General features: G+C 69.3%; 14 protein-coding genes. 5 read left to right on the top strand and 9 right to left on the bottom strand.

Annotated elements, in window-relative coordinates:
• Positions 1-189 precede the first annotated feature (189 nt).
• Positions 190-1,896: an ABC1 kinase family protein gene (locus NKJ07_RS05320; protein WP_318569547.1), complete on the top strand. Its 1,707-nt coding sequence runs from the start codon at positions 190-192 to the stop codon at positions 1,894-1,896.
• On the opposite strand, the gene NKJ07_RS05315 is transcribed toward NKJ07_RS05320, so the two are convergent.
• From NKJ07_RS05315 to NKJ07_RS05295, 5 genes are all read right to left on the bottom strand, one after another.
• Positions 1,887-2,912, bottom strand: coding sequence for an NADP-dependent oxidoreductase (locus tag NKJ07_RS05315; RefSeq protein WP_318569546.1), 1,026 nt, complete (start codon positions 2,910-2,912; stop codon positions 1,887-1,889). The two genes, NKJ07_RS05320 and NKJ07_RS05315, sit on opposite strands and share 10 nt — an antisense overlap.
• Before the next feature lie 77 nt (positions 2,913-2,989).
• Positions 2,990-3,886 (bottom strand): phosphoribosyltransferase HisG-related protein, encoded by an 897-nt coding sequence (locus NKJ07_RS05310; protein WP_318569545.1) that lies wholly within the window; start codon positions 3,884-3,886, stop codon positions 2,990-2,992.
• 67 nt (positions 3,887-3,953) lie between these two features.
• Positions 3,954-5,810 carry a hypothetical protein gene (locus NKJ07_RS05305; RefSeq protein WP_318569544.1) on the bottom strand — a complete coding sequence of 619 codons (1,857 nt, stop codon included), beginning with the start codon at positions 5,808-5,810 and terminating at the stop codon, positions 3,954-3,956.
• 129 nt (positions 5,811-5,939) lie between these two features.
• Positions 5,940-6,773: an MBL fold metallo-hydrolase gene (locus NKJ07_RS05300; RefSeq protein ID WP_318569543.1), complete on the bottom strand. Its 834-nt coding sequence runs from the start codon at positions 6,771-6,773 to the stop codon at positions 5,940-5,942.
• 441 nt (positions 6,774-7,214) lie between these two features.
• Entirely contained in the window at positions 7,215-7,910 is a 696-nt protein-coding gene (locus NKJ07_RS05295) for a TOBE domain-containing protein (RefSeq protein WP_318569542.1), read from the bottom strand.
• A 362-nt stretch (positions 7,911-8,272) separates the two neighbouring features.
• Between NKJ07_RS05295 and NKJ07_RS05290 the strand changes: the two genes are divergently transcribed.
• Both NKJ07_RS05290 and NKJ07_RS05285 read left to right on the top strand, forming a co-directional pair.
• On the top strand, positions 8,273-8,737 hold the full coding sequence (locus NKJ07_RS05290) for a TIGR00725 family protein (RefSeq protein ID WP_318569541.1): 465 nt from the start codon (positions 8,273-8,275) through the stop codon (positions 8,735-8,737).
• A complete protein-coding gene (locus NKJ07_RS05285) occupies positions 8,734-9,144 on the top strand; it encodes a hypothetical protein (protein WP_318569540.1) in 411 nt (136 codons plus the stop codon). Before NKJ07_RS05290 ends, NKJ07_RS05285 begins: the two co-directional genes overlap by 4 nt.
• Here NKJ07_RS05285 and NKJ07_RS05280 read toward each other — a convergent pair.
• Both NKJ07_RS05280 and dph2 read right to left on the bottom strand, forming a co-directional pair.
• On the bottom strand, positions 9,141-9,527 hold the full coding sequence (locus NKJ07_RS05280) for an SAM-dependent methyltransferase (RefSeq protein WP_318569539.1): 387 nt from the start codon (positions 9,525-9,527) through the stop codon (positions 9,141-9,143). The genes NKJ07_RS05285 and NKJ07_RS05280 overlap by 4 nt on opposite strands.
• A gap of 55 nt (positions 9,528-9,582) precedes the next feature.
• The gene (gene dph2, locus NKJ07_RS05275; RefSeq protein ID WP_318569538.1) at positions 9,583-10,614 is read right to left on the bottom strand and encodes a diphthamide biosynthesis enzyme Dph2; all 1,032 of its coding nucleotides are present in this window, start codon (positions 10,612-10,614) and stop codon (positions 9,583-9,585) included.
• A gap of 137 nt (positions 10,615-10,751) precedes the next feature.
• Between dph2 and NKJ07_RS05270 the strand changes: the two genes are divergently transcribed.
• Positions 10,752-10,946: a hypothetical protein gene (locus NKJ07_RS05270; protein ID WP_318569537.1), complete on the top strand. Its 195-nt coding sequence runs from the start codon at positions 10,752-10,754 to the stop codon at positions 10,944-10,946.
• A gap of 115 nt (positions 10,947-11,061) precedes the next feature.
• On the opposite strand, the gene NKJ07_RS05265 is transcribed toward NKJ07_RS05270, so the two are convergent.
• Complete coding sequence (locus tag NKJ07_RS05265; RefSeq protein WP_318569536.1) at positions 11,062-12,162, bottom strand: hypothetical protein; 1,101 nt, start codon at positions 12,160-12,162, stop codon at positions 11,062-11,064.
• Positions 12,163-12,292: 130 nt separating this feature from the next.
• On the opposite strand from NKJ07_RS05265, the gene NKJ07_RS05260 reads away from it, so the two are divergent.
• Positions 12,293-12,943, top strand: coding sequence for an alpha/beta hydrolase (locus NKJ07_RS05260; protein WP_318569535.1), 651 nt, complete (start codon positions 12,293-12,295; stop codon positions 12,941-12,943).
• On the opposite strand, the gene NKJ07_RS05255 is transcribed toward NKJ07_RS05260, so the two are convergent.
• Positions 12,935-14,032 (bottom strand): hypothetical protein, encoded by a 1,098-nt coding sequence (locus NKJ07_RS05255; protein ID WP_318569534.1) that lies wholly within the window; start codon positions 14,030-14,032, stop codon positions 12,935-12,937. The two genes, NKJ07_RS05260 and NKJ07_RS05255, sit on opposite strands and share 9 nt — an antisense overlap.
• Positions 14,033-14,300 lie beyond the last annotated feature (268 nt).

Here is a 14,300-nt window from a genome sequence, read left to right as displayed (position 1 = left end):
ACGATAAGCTGATTATATGTAATTCAACCGAAAACGCCGACTCTATAGACTTCTATAGTATTTTATGAAAGAGATCGGGCAGGCGTTCGCTCGGTGGACCGTCTCGGGACTCGGGTGAGGCCACCGGAGGACGGTGGGTCGGCGGCCGTGGTCAGTACCCTTAACCCCCACGCCGCCTTTCGCTGTAGCGTGTCACGCCGCACGACGGCAGGTGTCGACCGACCGCGGGGACTCCGCGTCGCCCTCCGGTCGTACTGGCGGTTCGTGGTCGTACTGTGGTCGTTCCTCCCGCTACTCGTTGCGTACGCGCGCGACTCGCGACGGTTCGTACTGTTCGGTGGTCCACGGCGCGTTACGGACGCCGACCGGCGGCGGCGGGCCGAACAGCTCTTAGAGACGCTTGTGGACCTCGGGCCGACGTTCATCAAGATCGGACAGATCCTCTCGACTCGTCCCGACGTTCTCCCGCGGGTGTACGTCCAGGTGCTCTCGCGGTTGCAAGACCGCGTCCCTCCGGATCCGTGGACGGAGGTCGAACCGCTCGTCAAGGCCGACGTGGGGGCGGTCGCGGAGGCCTTCGACGAGTTCGACACCGAGCCGATCAGCGGCGCGTCGCTCGGACAGGTGTACACGGCGGTGGCCGACGGCGAGCGGGTCGCGGTCAAGGTTCGGCGGCCGGGTATCGTGCGACGGGTGGAGGCGGACCTGCGGGTCATCCGGACGCTGCTGCCGCCGATCGTCCGGTTCGCCCCGCCCGGGCAGGCGTTCACCATGGAGAACCTCGCCGATGAGTTCGAGACGACCATCCGCGAGGAACTCGATTACGGACACGAGGCGGCGATGCTGACGGCGGTCCGGGAGAACTTCGCCGACGACCCCATGGTGCGGATCCCCCGGGCGATCCCGGCGTACTCGACGGACCGAGTGTTGACGATGGAGTACGTCGACGGGACGAAGATCAACGACGTCGACGCGATCGACGAGATGGGGCTCGACAGGGAGGCGCTCGTCCGGCGGCTAGAGGAGACGTACATCGAGATGATCATCGAGCACGGGCAGTTCCAGGCCGACCCCCATCCCGGGAACATCGCCGTCCAGCCCGACGGGACGCTGGTGTTCTACGACTTCGGGGTGACGGGAACCCTCGACGCGCGCACGCAGGAGACGCTGTTCGACTTCTACGTCGCCGTCGCCAGCGACGACATCGAGGCGGTCATCGACGCGTTCATCGACCTCGGCGCGCTCGACCCGACCGTCGACCGACGCTGGATGCATGAGGTGTTCGAGATCGTCTTCGAGAGCCTCCGCGGCGGGGGCGTCGAGGCGTACGAGGTCCGCGAGATCGTCACGCAGTTCCAGGGGACCCTGTACGAGTTCCCGCTCCGGTTGCCCCAGAACCTCGCGCTCATCGTCCGGGTGTCGACGGTGCTCGAAGGCGTCTGTCGCACCCTCGACGACGACTTCGACTTCATCGCCGTCGTCAGCGACTACGTCCGCGAACGCGGCGGGACCGAAGAGAACGTGCGGACGCTCGTCGATCGGTTCGGGGACGACGCCGACGAGATCGTCCGCGGCTTCTTGGGCGCTCCGACCGGGATCGACGACGTCCTCACCGACGTCGACCGCGAGGCCGTCACCGTCGAGATCGACCTCACGGCGCGCAACGTCGCGCTCGACCACCTCGCCAGCCGGGTCGTCTGGGGGGCGCTGTTCGCCGCGGGAGCCCTCTCGACGACCGTACTGTACGTCTTCTCGGACATCCTCGCCGCCGAAGTGACCGCCGTCGGCACGGCGCTTGTCGGCCTCTTCTTCGCCCGCGCGATCCGCCGTGGGCCGGGGGGACTCAGCGTCCAGCCTAGTTTCACGCGGTACAACATGCGCCGCCGTCAGGAGTAGTCGTCGGCGACCCGGACCACCTGTTTGCCCACGTTCTCGCCCTCGAACAGCCCGCGGAAGGCGTCGGGCGCGTTCTCGAGTCCGTCGGTGACCGTCTCCCGGTAGTCGATCTCGCCGGCCTCGACCCACCGCCGGAGGTCCGCGGTGGCGGCCTCGAAGCGCGGAGCGAAGTCACTCACCAGAAAGCCCTCGACGCGGGCGCGGCTCGCGATGAGGCTCCCGAGCTTTCGCGGCCCGACCGGTCGTTCCTCGGCGTTGTAGAGCGCGATCTGCCCACAGACGGCCACGCGGGCGTCGACGTTCAGGCGATCGAACACCGCGTCGGTGAGCGGTCCGCCGACGTTGTCGAAGTAGACGTCGACGCCGTTGGGGGCGGCCTCGGCGAGCGCGGCGTCGTAGTCGTCGGCGGCGCGGTAGTTGACGGCCGCGTCGAACCCGATCTCGTGGAGCCACTCGAGCTTGCGTTCGGAGCCCGCAGTGCCGACGACGCGCGCCCCGGCCATCGACGCGAGCTGTCCCACGACGGAGCCGACCGCGCCCGCCGCCGCGCTCACGACGACGGTGTCGCCAGGCCGCGGTTCGGCGACCTCGCGGGTGCCGAAGTAGGCGGTCCGGCCGGGCATCCCGAGCACGCCGAGCGCGGTCGACGCCGGCAGGTCACCGACGTCGACAGGGGTGAGCGCGTGGGCGGGCGCGGTCGCGTAGTCGGCCCACCGGAGGTTGCCGACGACGAGATCGCCACGGTCGAAGGGCGTCCCGTTCGACGTGACGACCTCACCGACGACGCCGCCTTCGAGCGGCGCGCCGACGTCCCACGGCTCCGCGTACGACTCTCCCGCGCGCATCCGCCCGCGCATGTACGGGTCGACAGAGAGAAACAGCGTCCGAACCAGCGCCTCGCCGGAGCCGGGCTCCGGCAGCGGACGGGACTCGAACGCGAAGCAGTCGTCGGTCGGTGTCCCGCTCGGGCGACGAGCGAGCGTCCACACGCGGTTGTGGTCTGCGGGATCGGACATACCGTCGGATGGACCGACCGGCCCGAGGCTCTTTCGGTCGCGTCTGCCTCGGGAGCCGAATCGAGCGAGGAGTCGGCTCAGACGACCAGCTGGGTCTCGTCTCGTGGTGCCGACAGGAGCCGCTTCGCCTCGCTCGCGGACGGGCGTACCTCGGCCTCGTTCTCCATCAGGACGGTCTCGCTCGGGAAGAGGTGATCGCCGAGCACCAGCCCGTGGTCGCGTGCGGTCGAACCCGTGACGGTGAGGTAGACCCCGAGCCCCGTCTCGGCGATTGCGGCCTCCTCTTCGGCCGGGTCGGCGGGGTAGACGAAGTCGACGTCCTCGATCGCACCCGTCCCGAGGACCGCCTCGACCAGCCGTTCGTACCGCGGGGAGATACAGAGCGGCCCCTCGTACCCGTGGACGAACTCCCGATCGAGGTCGGCACCCGGCGGCAGGATTTCGGGCGTCGCCATCAGGGTGTGGTACACCGTGTCTCCGAGCCCCGAGACGACGCGCACGTCGGACTCCATCGGATCGATTCGGGCGTTCACGTCCGCGAGGTCGGCGATCCCGGTCTCGCCGAGCGCGACGACCTCTTCGAGGACGAGATCCGCGCTTTCGAACCCCAAGGCGAACTCGTGGGTCCGGAGGGCGCGGAACGGTTCCTCGCGTCCGATCAGCTGGAGGCGTACGTCGCCGGCGTCGACGTCGACCGAATCGAAGACGATTCGGCGGGGCATCCCGTCCCTGTCGTCGCGCAGGAGCGTGTACTCCGGGCGCGTGGGATCGGCGAGGTCGCTGTAGTCGGCCAGCCGCTCGTACACGTCACGGTCCGGCTCCGCACGACCCTTCGTGACGCTCTTCTCGTAGCGGAGCGTCGACGAGATCTCGTCAACGATCTCGTCGATGCCGGCGTTCGTGGCGAGGCGTTCGAGCACCGCCTCGAGCGGCCGTCCCTTGCGGGGGACGGCGACGCGCACCGTCGCTGTCATTGTCGGAGTGAGGAGAACCGGTGATAAACCGGTTGTGTTTCCCGACCGCGGGCGCGGAGCGGATCGGTTACGTCCCGTCCGCGGCAGCTTCGCCGGAACCGTCGGAACCGTCGGAGTCGTCGGTCTCGCCGGTCCCGTCCGCGTCGCTCGTCCCGTCCGCGCCGTCGCCCGCCGAGTCACCGCCGGCGATCGTCCCCAGGGCGCTGCCCAGGCTGTCACGGAACGCCCGGAACTCCGCGACCGTCTCGCCCAGGTCGTCCAGGTCATCCTCGAGCGCGGCCACGTCGTCACGCACGGCCACGACGTCCTCGTCGAGCGCCTCGCGCGTCTCCGCGAGGTCGTCGGTGAGCTGTTCCCGCGTCTCGGTGAGATCGTCGGTGAACTGTTCTCGCGTCTCGGTGAGCTCTTCGCCGAGCGTCTCCCGCACCTCGGTGACGTCGCCGTCGAGCGCCGCGAGGTCCTCTCGCACCTCGCCCATCTCGTCGTCGAGGCGCTCGGCCGTCTCTTCGGCCGCCGTCGCGCGTGCGTCGACGTCGTCGAGCCGGTCGTCGACCGCGGCCAGGTGGTCGTCGACGCCGTCGAGTCGGTCGTCGACGCCGCCCAGCCGTTCCGTGATCCCGTCGAGTCGGTCGTCGACCCCGTCGAGACGGTCGTCCTGTTCCGAGACGTCCGCGCGGAGGTCGGTGACGTCTTCCTGGAGGTGGCTCCGGTCGTCGGCGGCCTCGTCCGCGCGCGTCGAGAGCTCTTCGAGTCCCTCCTCGACCGACTCGACGTCCGCGCGGAACCCCTCGATGAGCTCCTCCGCCGTCCCCTCGTCGTCGAGGAACTCTCGGATCCCCTCGGCGTACGCCGCGAGGTCTTCGACCTGGGTCTGGAGCCGGCCGATCCGGAGGTCGAGGCTCCGCGGGATCTCGGCCGGGTCGTCGTTGACGCCGAGGGCATCCCTGAGCGCCGCCACGTCTTCCTCGTCCGCGTCGCCGCGGCGAACCTCCGCGGCGAGCGTCGAGACGACGCTCCCGCCGGCAACGCGGTGGCCGTCGTCACCCTCGGCCGACCCCGAATCCGCGACCGGAGCGCCCTCGTCGTCACCCTCGTCCAGTTCCAGGTCCAGTTCGCCCGTCTCGAGGTCGTCCGTGCCGGCGTCGTCCGTCTCGACTGCGCTCACCGCCGTCGTCTCGACGTCGTCCGTCGACGAGTCGCCCGACCCGTCGAACGGGTGTGGGCTCGACGCGTCCGGATCGCCGGGGGCTTCGTCGTCGGTCGGTGCCGCGTCGTCCGCGTCGTCGCCCTCGTCCTCGTCGAAGTTCAGTTCGATGTCCTCGGGGGGTAGATCCTCAGCGTCGTCATCTGTCGTCGCCTCGGCGTGGTCCGTCGACGAGTCGGCCGCCGTCATCTCGGCGTCGACCGCCGCATCGGGCGTGAGGTCCGGTGCGTCGACGCCGTCGTCCTCGCCCAGTCCCGGGAGCGAGTCACGCTCGCCGGAGAGGACGTCGCGGACGATCTGGTTCGAGTCCTCGCCGAGGACGTCGTCGACGGCACCGCGGGCGTCGGGTCCGGCGTCCGCCTCGGGGAACGACAGCGTCGGTTCGGTCAGGAACGTCGCGGGGTCCGTCCCGTCGAGACGGACGCCGTAGACGGTCGTCGTCGACGCTTCCGGGTCGAGGGTCCGTTCGTACTCGACCCGGTGGCTCTTGTACGCGGTCCAGTTGTCCTTCTCGAAGTCGGGGTGAAACCCGACGTTCTCCATCGGAAACGCCTCCGGAACGGCGTCCGTCAGGCGGATACGGACCGGCTCCGTCGCGGTCGACTCCAGCACGAACTTGATCGCCGGCACCGGAAACTCGTTGGGTTCGAACGACTTCGTCACCGTGACCGGCCCCTCCGTGACCGAGAGCGCGGCGTCGAGGTCGGGATCGGAACTCATGAGACTCAGTTCCGTTAGCTATCACATAAAGTACGTGGGGGCAGGTATCACAGTTGAGACTGCCGGTGCGAGGGGAACGTAACGGGCCGAGCGACGGCCGCGGCGAGCGCTCGGGGCGGACCGGGGCCCTCAGAGGTCGACGCGGTCGCCGATCTCGACGATCTCCAGTTGTTCGGGGTAGGCGAACGAGGCAGTGTGGTGGTGCAACACCGTCGGGTCGGCGGTCATGCCCTTCCACATGTCCCAGTGCGAGGGGAGACAGCGGGTGAGCCGGAGATCCTTCGCGGCGCGGGCGAGTTCGTTCTCGTCGGCGTACCACTTCGTGTGGACGGGTTCGCCGGTCTCTTTGTCGGGGATGTTGCCTTCGGCACCGAACGCGAGGACGCCGAGGTCGATGTCGTACCGTTCGCCGACGTCGACGAACTCCTCGGCCGGCTTGGTGTCGCCGCCGTGGAAGGACGTTCCCCCCGGGTGTTCGATGACGTAGCTCACGGGGTGCGTGGAGTCGGGGTCGTACGACGGCTCGACACTGACGGTGAACTCGCCGACCTCGAACGTGTCCCCCTCCGTGACCTCCGAGAACTGGTCGTCGGTGACGTCCCAGTGTTCGGTCCAGGCTTCCGTCTCGCGGGCGACCGCGAGCGCGTCGTCCGGCCCGTACAGGGTCGCGCCCGTGTTCGCCAGGATGGGTGCCTGGCTCGGGCCGTGGACGTGATCGGTGTGTTCGTGGGTCGCCAAGACGGCGTCCATCTCCGCGACGTCGTCGGGATCGAACGGGACGGGGATCATCCTAACCGTCCGCGGCGGGTCGCCGAGTCCGACGTACGGGTCGATTGCGAGCGTCGTCCCCTCGCTGCCTTTCAGGAAGAAGCCGTTACAGCCGAGATACCAGACGGCGACCGTGTCGGGCGTCGCCTCGCTGACCGCGCGCGGGAGCCAGTCCCCCCAGTCGGATGTGGACATACGCGGGGGTTCGACGGGGGTCCGTCTAAGCGTTGTGGATGCGGAGTCGGTCGGTCGGTGCGGGCGATGTACGTTCCGACCGTGAACGGTGCGAGGCCACCGGTACCGAGCAACCGGTAGGGACGAGAACGAGACCGGAGCCGGCGTGCGACGTACGAGATCAGTCACCGAAGTGGCCCCGCCACTTCGAGCCCCCGCGCGCCTCGTTCGCGAGTGACCGAGCGCCGAGGTCGCTCCGGTGGCGCGGCCGGTCCGACGTCGGTCGGACCGCCGCGCGAGGGATGAGTGAGCGAGCGAACGGAGGTGAGCGAGTGAGCGAATCGGCTGGGGAGGGCGTGGCTCATCGCCGCCCTGGCGACAGCACTCGCTCTGCCTGTCGTTCACGCTTGAACACCGACGATCCGTTCGACCGACACCGATCAGCACGCATCACGAGTTACGTCACCGTTCGATGGCGCGCGTCGCGGTCGCCTTGAACGAGACGACCACGTCGTCGCCCTCCGCGAACGCCATCCGGTCGAGGCTGTTCGTCGTGAGCAGCGCCCGCAGGGGTGTCTCGGTGCCGACGTCGACCGCGACGCGCCCGATGGCCTCGCCGCGCGTCACCGCCGCGACCCGCCCCTCGAACCGGTTCCGGGCGCTCGTCGCGTCGGGTGCGGGTGCCTCGCCGGGGAGTTCGACCGTGACCGCGTCGGCCCGGACCGACACGTCGACCGTCGCTCCGACGACCACGCCTTTCGGCACCAGCGCGAGAACGCGGCCGGGTTCGGTGTCGACCGTCGCCAGTTCACCGTCGCGCGCTCGCACCGCCCCGGTGAACACCGAGAGCGTCGCGTCGGCGACGCCGGCGAACTCCGCCTGGAGCCGGGCGAACCGCGTGAGGAGGTCACGGGCCCTGTCGGTGAGTTCGCTCCCGCCCCCGCCGGCGCCGCCGCGCCGCCGTTCGACCAGCGAGCCGAACGCCTCCTCCAGTTCGACCACGCGCCGCTGTGCGTGGGCGAACGACCGTTCGAGCGCCGTCGCCGCCGCGTTCAGCGAGCCCTGTTCGTCGATGGCGCGCAACAGGGCGGCGTCGCGCGCCTCGAAGACGACGCCGTCGGACTCGATTCGAACCGCGGCGTCGGGTATTCCATCCACGTAGCAGGCTACGACCGCGCCCGATATAGGTGTCCCGACGGTCCGTCGGGCCAGTCGACAGTCCACGACTGCGAGCGCGTCCGAACGGTCGGTCACTGTGAACTATGTTCACACGTTTTATTTACGGTATAATATCGAATCCATAGAGAGTATAGAAGAAAGACATATATCCACCGGGGGCTGATAAGGAGTACCATGCCATCCGAGAAGCGTCGGACGGCCCACTTCGGTCAGATGTCGGAGACGCTCCGCGCGCTGAGCGTCGGCGCGTCGGACGACGTGACGCCGCGACCCGCCTGAATTAACTGGGCGGACCACGACGTCGTCGACATGGGACCGAACTCCGGGGGGGAGAACAGTCCGTGCGGGTGAGCGTCATCGGCGGCAGCGCCGTGGACACTCCCGAGCGATCGACCGCCCGCGAGCTCGGCGTTCGGCTCGCCAACCGCGACCACGTCGTCGTCTGTGGCGGCCTCGGCGGCGTCATGGAAGCCGTCTGTGAGGGTGCTCTGACCGCGGGCGGACGCACCGTCGGGATCCTCCCCGGCGAAGATCCCACGGCGGCGAACGAGTTCGTCGAGACGGCGGTCGCGACCGGGTTGGGTCACGCACGCAACGCGCTCGTCGTGATGAACGGCGACGCGGTCGTGGCGGTCGACGGTGGCGGCGGGACGCTGTCGGAGATCGGCTTCGCCTCCGTCTTCGATCGGCCCGTGGCAGGGCTCGGGACGCACGCGGCCGCGGGCGTCCGTCCGTGTGAGACGCCCACCGAGGCCGTCGACTACATCGAGCGGACGGTCGACGACCGCCGGGAGGGAGCGCTGTGACGGAGTGGAGCGACTGCTGGAAATGTGGCCGGTCGGTTCCCGACGCGGACGGCTGTGCGGCGGATCGTCGCCTGCGCTTCGACGACGGCACCGACGCCGAGCCGGTGCCGTACGGCGCGGGCCACGGCTACCTCACCTACGAGGAGCTCCTGGCGCATTTCGACGAGCGGATCGCGGCCGGACAGTGGGGGCCGCTCTCGACCTCCGAACTCGTCAAGGAACGCGAACAGTTCACGAGCCGCTGGACGGAGGCGGCGTTCGACGACCGGCCGTGTCGCGACTGCGGCGTCGCCGTCGGCGCGTTCCACCACCCGGGCTGTGTGGTCGAGGAGTGTCCCCGGTGTGGGGATCGCTACGCCGACTGCGACTGTGAGACCGGCGAGAAGGCGGCGCTCGACCTGGATTAGCTCCGGTCGAGGCGGTCGCGGACGGACGCCTTCAGGTCGACCACCGGCGAGCCGTCGGCCATGTCGACCCCGCGCACGCGGAGGCGACGGTCGTCGACCGCGAGGACCGTACACTCGGTGAGGCAGACGGGGTTGGGCCGCGCGGGCGACCGCGAGGTGAACACCCCGCGCGAGGGGTCACGGTCGAGCGTCAGGACTGACCGGTCGGCGCGGTCGGCCCACCAGACGATCACGACCGACGGCGCGTCGAACCCCGAAAGCCCCGCCGCGAACTCCTCGCGGACGCGGACGACCCCCTCGGCGTCGCCCTGAAAGCCCTGTGGCGGGGCCTCGCCCGTCGTCTCGAACGGCGTCGATACGGTCCCGATGGGATCACAGTGCATACGATGGATCGACACCAACTGGACAAAAACGACGCGGCGACTGGCGGACTGGGCGCTACCAGGTGCCGTGGAACGTGTCGAACGACAGATCCTCTAAGGGCTTGTTGCCGACGGCGATCTCGTACTCACCGGGGGTGAGCATCGGCTTGTGGAACCGGGGGCCGTCGTCGGTCGTGATGCGCGGACAGCCGGTGTTGACGAAGGCGTCGAAGTCGAAGTTGCGCAGGCGGTCGGGGGTCACCTCGTCCATCGTCACCAGGTAGGCGTCGTCGTTCTCCGCGAGGATCTTCTCGGCCTGCTCCCACCGACCCTGTCCGATCTTGGTGCAGAAGATGACGCCCCACGTCCGGGCGTCCATCGCGCGGTGGACCGCGCCGTAGCGCTGTTTCATGAACTTCTCGGTGTCGGCGATCGTGACGACGTTGTTGACGGGGTCGGCGATGACGACGTTCTTGTCGGGGTGTTCCATCGCCAGTCCCAGCGGGTGGAACTTCCCGCCGCCGACGTACAGCACCTGATCGGCGGGGATGTCGGCAGAGGCGTAGTTACAGCCGAGCACCTGCCCCTCGTGGGTGAGTCGCTCGTCGCCGCGGCGGGTCTGGACGTCGAAGCCACGATCCTCGAGCCACTCGACCATCTCCCCAAACCGGTTCATGTGCTGGGCGGTCGTGACGAGACCTACTTCTCCCTCTTGGAGTTCGTCGACGGCGTCCTCGAGGATCGGGAACGGGTCGACGTTCGAGAACAGCGGGACGTAGATGATCTTCTCGGACTCCTTCATCGGCGAGTGGCCGAAGTGGACGAACACGTCCGTCCGGCGCATCAGGAAGGTGTCGAGGTCGCACGCGCCGTAACACGGCTGCCCGGAAATCATGAACGTGACGTCGTCGGTCAGCGCCCGGAGGTCGTCGGCGACCGCCGGGGCCCGCCGCTTGAGCCCTTCGGGGAACTGGAGTCCGACCTTCGTCGCGCCGCGCTCCTCGACGGCGTCGACGATGCGATCGAGTTCGTAGTCCCACTCTCGGTCGTGTTTCAGGGCCATCCCCGTCTTTCGGAGGTCGCCCTCGGAGTAGGCGTCGTTGCTCATTACCCCTATTTAATTGTCGAGTCGTTTAACGTCGGCGTTTCGTGACGCGGGCGGCGCGGCAGGCCGGAGTTTCGCTGTCGTGCGTTCGCGTCGCACGGGGGTAGAGAGATTAAGTATCGACGCGACGACACACAGCTATGGCCACGGAACAGATCGAGTGTCCCGAGTGCGGCGCGGAGATCGAATCGATGGACCAACTGGAGAGCGAGGAGCTACACGAGATCCACTCGACCCCGAAAGGTGGCATCGGCTACGGTGAGGCGACACGGAACCTCTACCTCTGTAAGAACTGCCGGAAGCCGCTCGGCGTCGGTCGAGGCGACGCCGACTGAGATCGCGACGGTGAAGACGGACCGCTCGACGCCTCAGAAGAGTTGTTATCAGTCATCGATGGCCGTTGCTGCCTCGGAGGCGGCGACGACCGGTACACGGTGACAACAGAGCGTCTCAGTCGTCGATCGGGGTCACGGTCTGCTGGCCGTCGCCGGTCGCGCCCGTCGGGATCACCTGCGAGACAACTTCGATCGTTTGGGGTGCCAGCCGCTCCGAGTAGCCGCCGGCGAAGGCGATCGCGAGCGCCAGCGGCGCGGTGACCCCCTCCTGGATCGGTAAGAGTCCGGTGAACAGCACGAACACTAAGATGAGCGCCGACGACGCGCCGATGAACACCCGTGCGCCGGTGACGAACAGCCCCGGCACCTGGCTCGCGGTCTGCACCGACAGCGGGAAACTCCGGAGGGACCGCATCCCGAAGAGCGACGCCCCGATGACGCCGACGAGCACCACGTAGAGCGCGAAGCCGACGGAGGTGAGATCCGTGGTCGTCAGCGGGCTGACGAGGATCGGCGACAGCCCGAGCTCGGCGGCGAAGGCGACCGCGAGCAGGACCAGGAGGCTGACCGTGCCCTGTACGAGGAGTTGGTTGAACTGTGACTGCAGATACCGCCGCCTGAGCAGGAGACGCTCGTACTGCTGGTGGAGGACGCGCATCGACTCCGCGAGTTCGTCAGCGGTGGGTGGGGCCTTCAGCGTCGACCCGTCGGTGAGGAGTGCGACGACCGCCCGCCGGTGGTTCCCCGCCAGCGTCCCCAGCGCGTCCTCGTAGACGGTCCGTGCCCGTGTGGTGAGGCTGTCGGTGTCCCCCACCGCCTCGGTGACGAACACGGTTAACCGCCGGGCCCCGTGGTACCGTCCCCAGGCTGCTTCGATGTGCCCGCGAGCCAGGAGGCACCGTGCGTCGGAGACGAGGTCCTGGGCGGCCGTCAGGTACGCCTGGGCGCGGGCGGGGTCGTCCGTTTCGGACGTGGCGGAACGCGACTGGTCGAGCCTCGACCCGAGCACGGTCAACTCGGCGTCGAGGGTCGCGAGACGCGTCGACAGCTCGATGTGGCTCGTCTCGCCACGAACGAGCGCGAACACCGCCCGGAACAACGAGTCGGTTCGGTCGGCGGGACGCGGCTCCGCGTCGAGCCCAGTCTCGGCTCCCCCGTCGACGAGCCGACGCCCCGGACCGCCGGTACGGCCGTCTCTCCCCCCTTGGCGAGTCATATCACTCCGTTGAGTGGTACGGGCGCGACGAGCATAGTATCCCGTGGGGACTCGCCAGACAGTCCGCAAATCGGGGGTGACACCGATGTCACTCGGGGGTTCTTGCAGGTCGCCGCCGTATCGATCCGCGATGACAGACCAGCCGCTCGGCACCGACCTGCCGCTCGAGTTCGTCTACCGGCCACCGCCCACGGGTGAGAGCGACCGGCTCGTCGTCGTCCTCCACGGACGCGGCGCGGACGAGACCGACCTGCTCCCGATCGCCGCCGAACTCCCACCGTCACACGTCGTGAGCCTCCGTGCGCCCGACCGGCTCATGGGCGGGTACACCTGGTACGACCTCGACATGCCCGACGGCGACCTCCACCGGAGCCAGCCCGAGCCCGTGGGGTTCCGTCGCAGCCTCGACCGCGCGACGGAGGCGATCGACCGCGCGCGGGAAGAACTCGGGGCCGACGCGGTCGGCCTGCTCGGGTTCTCACAGGGCGCGATCATGAGTACGGCACTGCTGGTGGAGTCGCCGGCGGCCTACGACTGGATCGTGGGGCTCCACGGCTACCTCGCCGCCTCGCACGCGGAGCGCGACGAGGGCCTCGACGGGTGCCCGGTGTTCCTCGGCGCGGGCCGCGCCGACGAGATCATCCCCGAGTCACGGGTCACCGCCGCCGCCGACCGTCTCCGCGAACTGGGGGCAGCAGTCACCTACGAGGCGTACGACGCCGGCCACGGTGTCGCTCGTGACGAACTCGCGGACGTGGTCTCGTTCGTCGAGTCACGGTGACGAGACCGAGACGGTCGTCGCCGGACGCCCGTCGGCGAGGCGCTCGCGAGTGGCGTTCGTTCCCGTCGCGGCGCGCGCGTCGTCGTACCATCCCGGTGGCCGGACCCGTGTGTCGTCGACAGCGGCGTACTCGAACCGGAACCGGACGGTCCGTTCGCTCGTCCCCTCGTCGAGCGTGTACTCGACCGAGAGCGTCGAGACGAATCCGTCGCGGTCGACCAGGGCCGTCGCGGTGTAGTTCGAGACGTCACCGTCGACGGCCGTCGGCCGTCCGGTCGCGACGATGCGGTACATCGAGGGGTTCCAGGAGGGTCGGTCGATCCTGACCGCCGTCGTCGCGAGATACCGGCGGAGGTAGCGACCGGCCCGGTCGGCGTGTGGATCCGAGCCGCCGGCGGTTGCACGGACCGGCCGCCGCTCGTAGGCCGGATCGGTCCCGTTTTCGGCGCGACGGTAGACGGAGTTGCCGTCCGCGTAGGTGGTGTACTGGACGAGCCGCGAGTCGTTTCCGGCGGCGGTGTACCCGACTATCGAGTAGAGCCAAACGTCGTCGTCGACGACGGCGTGTTGCCACGCGGTGTCCCAGCGTCGGTCGCCGTCGAGCGCCTCGGCCCCCGTGTGCCGGGCGATGAACCGATAGGATCGCCCGTCGACCGCTGCCGTGTGGGCCGCCGAGAGCACCCACACGTCGAGGAAGTCGTCGTCGACGCCCGGCGGGTACGTCGCGTTCGCGGATGCGGTGCGCTCGGGCGCGATCCGCTCGGTGGCTGCGACCGCCGGTGGTGCGTCGGTGCCCGTCGCCGTGGTGTCGCCTCCACCGGGCGCCCACGCGCCGGCGGCGGCCGCGGCCACCACGAGACAGACGACGGCGGCGAGGGCCGTGACCGTCGTCAGCTCGGGGCGCGAACGGGCGACAGCGAACCGCGGTGTCACGTCGCCCGCGGCCAGGAGGGTCGCCGTCGGCACGCCCAGATACCGCACGGCGAGCCCGTCGGCGTCGGCCCGCGAGAGCCCGTACAGCAGGCGGTCGGCGAGCTCTCGCGGGCCGACGAGACGCCCCCGTGACGGTTTGCCAGTCGCGACGCCCACGCTGCGTCGACCGGCGCGACCACGACGTCGATCCCCCGGTCGACGGTCGTCGCCGACCGGTCGACGAGACGGGAGCGAACCCTGGCGGCCGCTCTGGCGACCACGCCGGGCTCGGCCCGCGGGAGCACGGAGAGACGCTCGTCACCCCGCGTCGCGACGATCAGGTCGTCGTCGATTTGCGTCTCGTAGCCCCGGGCGGCCCACAGCCCCGCGCAGAAGGCGACGAACTGCCGGCTGTCGAGCCGTCGGAGTCGGCGTTCGACAGCCG

Origin of the sequence: Salinigranum marinum, assembly GCF_024228675.1 — an archaeon.
GTDB lineage: Archaea > Halobacteriota > Halobacteria > Halobacteriales > Haloferacaceae > Salinigranum > Salinigranum marinum.
Note: the sequence above shows the minus strand (reverse complement) of the source record. Positions and strands in the feature narration are given on the sequence as shown.

What these genes read in the sequence shown, in the direction of transcription:
- NKJ07_RS05315 (WP_318569546.1), bottom strand. Translation starts at nt 2,912, where the DNA reads ATGTCCGATCCCGCAGACCACAACCGCGTGTGGACGCTCGCTCGTCGC.
- NKJ07_RS05300 (WP_318569543.1), bottom strand. Translation starts at nt 6,773, where the DNA reads ATGTCCACATCCGACTGGGGGGACTGGCTCCCGCGCGCGGTCAGCGAG.
- NKJ07_RS05280 (WP_318569539.1), bottom strand. Translation starts at nt 9,527, where the DNA reads ATGCACTGTGATCCCATCGGGACCGTATCGACGCCGTTCGAGACGACG.
- NKJ07_RS05260 (WP_318569535.1), top strand. Translation starts at nt 12,293, where the DNA reads ATGACAGACCAGCCGCTCGGCACCGACCTGCCGCTCGAGTTCGTCTAC.
- NKJ07_RS05310 (WP_318569545.1), bottom strand. Translation starts at nt 3,886, where the DNA reads ATGACAGCGACGGTGCGCGTCGCCGTCCCCCGCAAGGGACGGCCGCTC.
- NKJ07_RS05305 (WP_318569544.1), bottom strand. Translation starts at nt 5,810, where the DNA reads ATGAGTTCCGATCCCGACCTCGACGCCGCGCTCTCGGTCACGGAGGGG.
- NKJ07_RS05265 (WP_318569536.1), bottom strand. Translation starts at nt 12,162, where the DNA reads ATGACTCGCCAAGGGGGGAGAGACGGCCGTACCGGCGGTCCGGGGCGT.
- NKJ07_RS05270 (WP_318569537.1), top strand. Translation starts at nt 10,752, where the DNA reads ATGGCCACGGAACAGATCGAGTGTCCCGAGTGCGGCGCGGAGATCGAA.
- dph2 (WP_318569538.1), bottom strand. Translation starts at nt 10,614, where the DNA reads ATGAGCAACGACGCCTACTCCGAGGGCGACCTCCGAAAGACGGGGATG.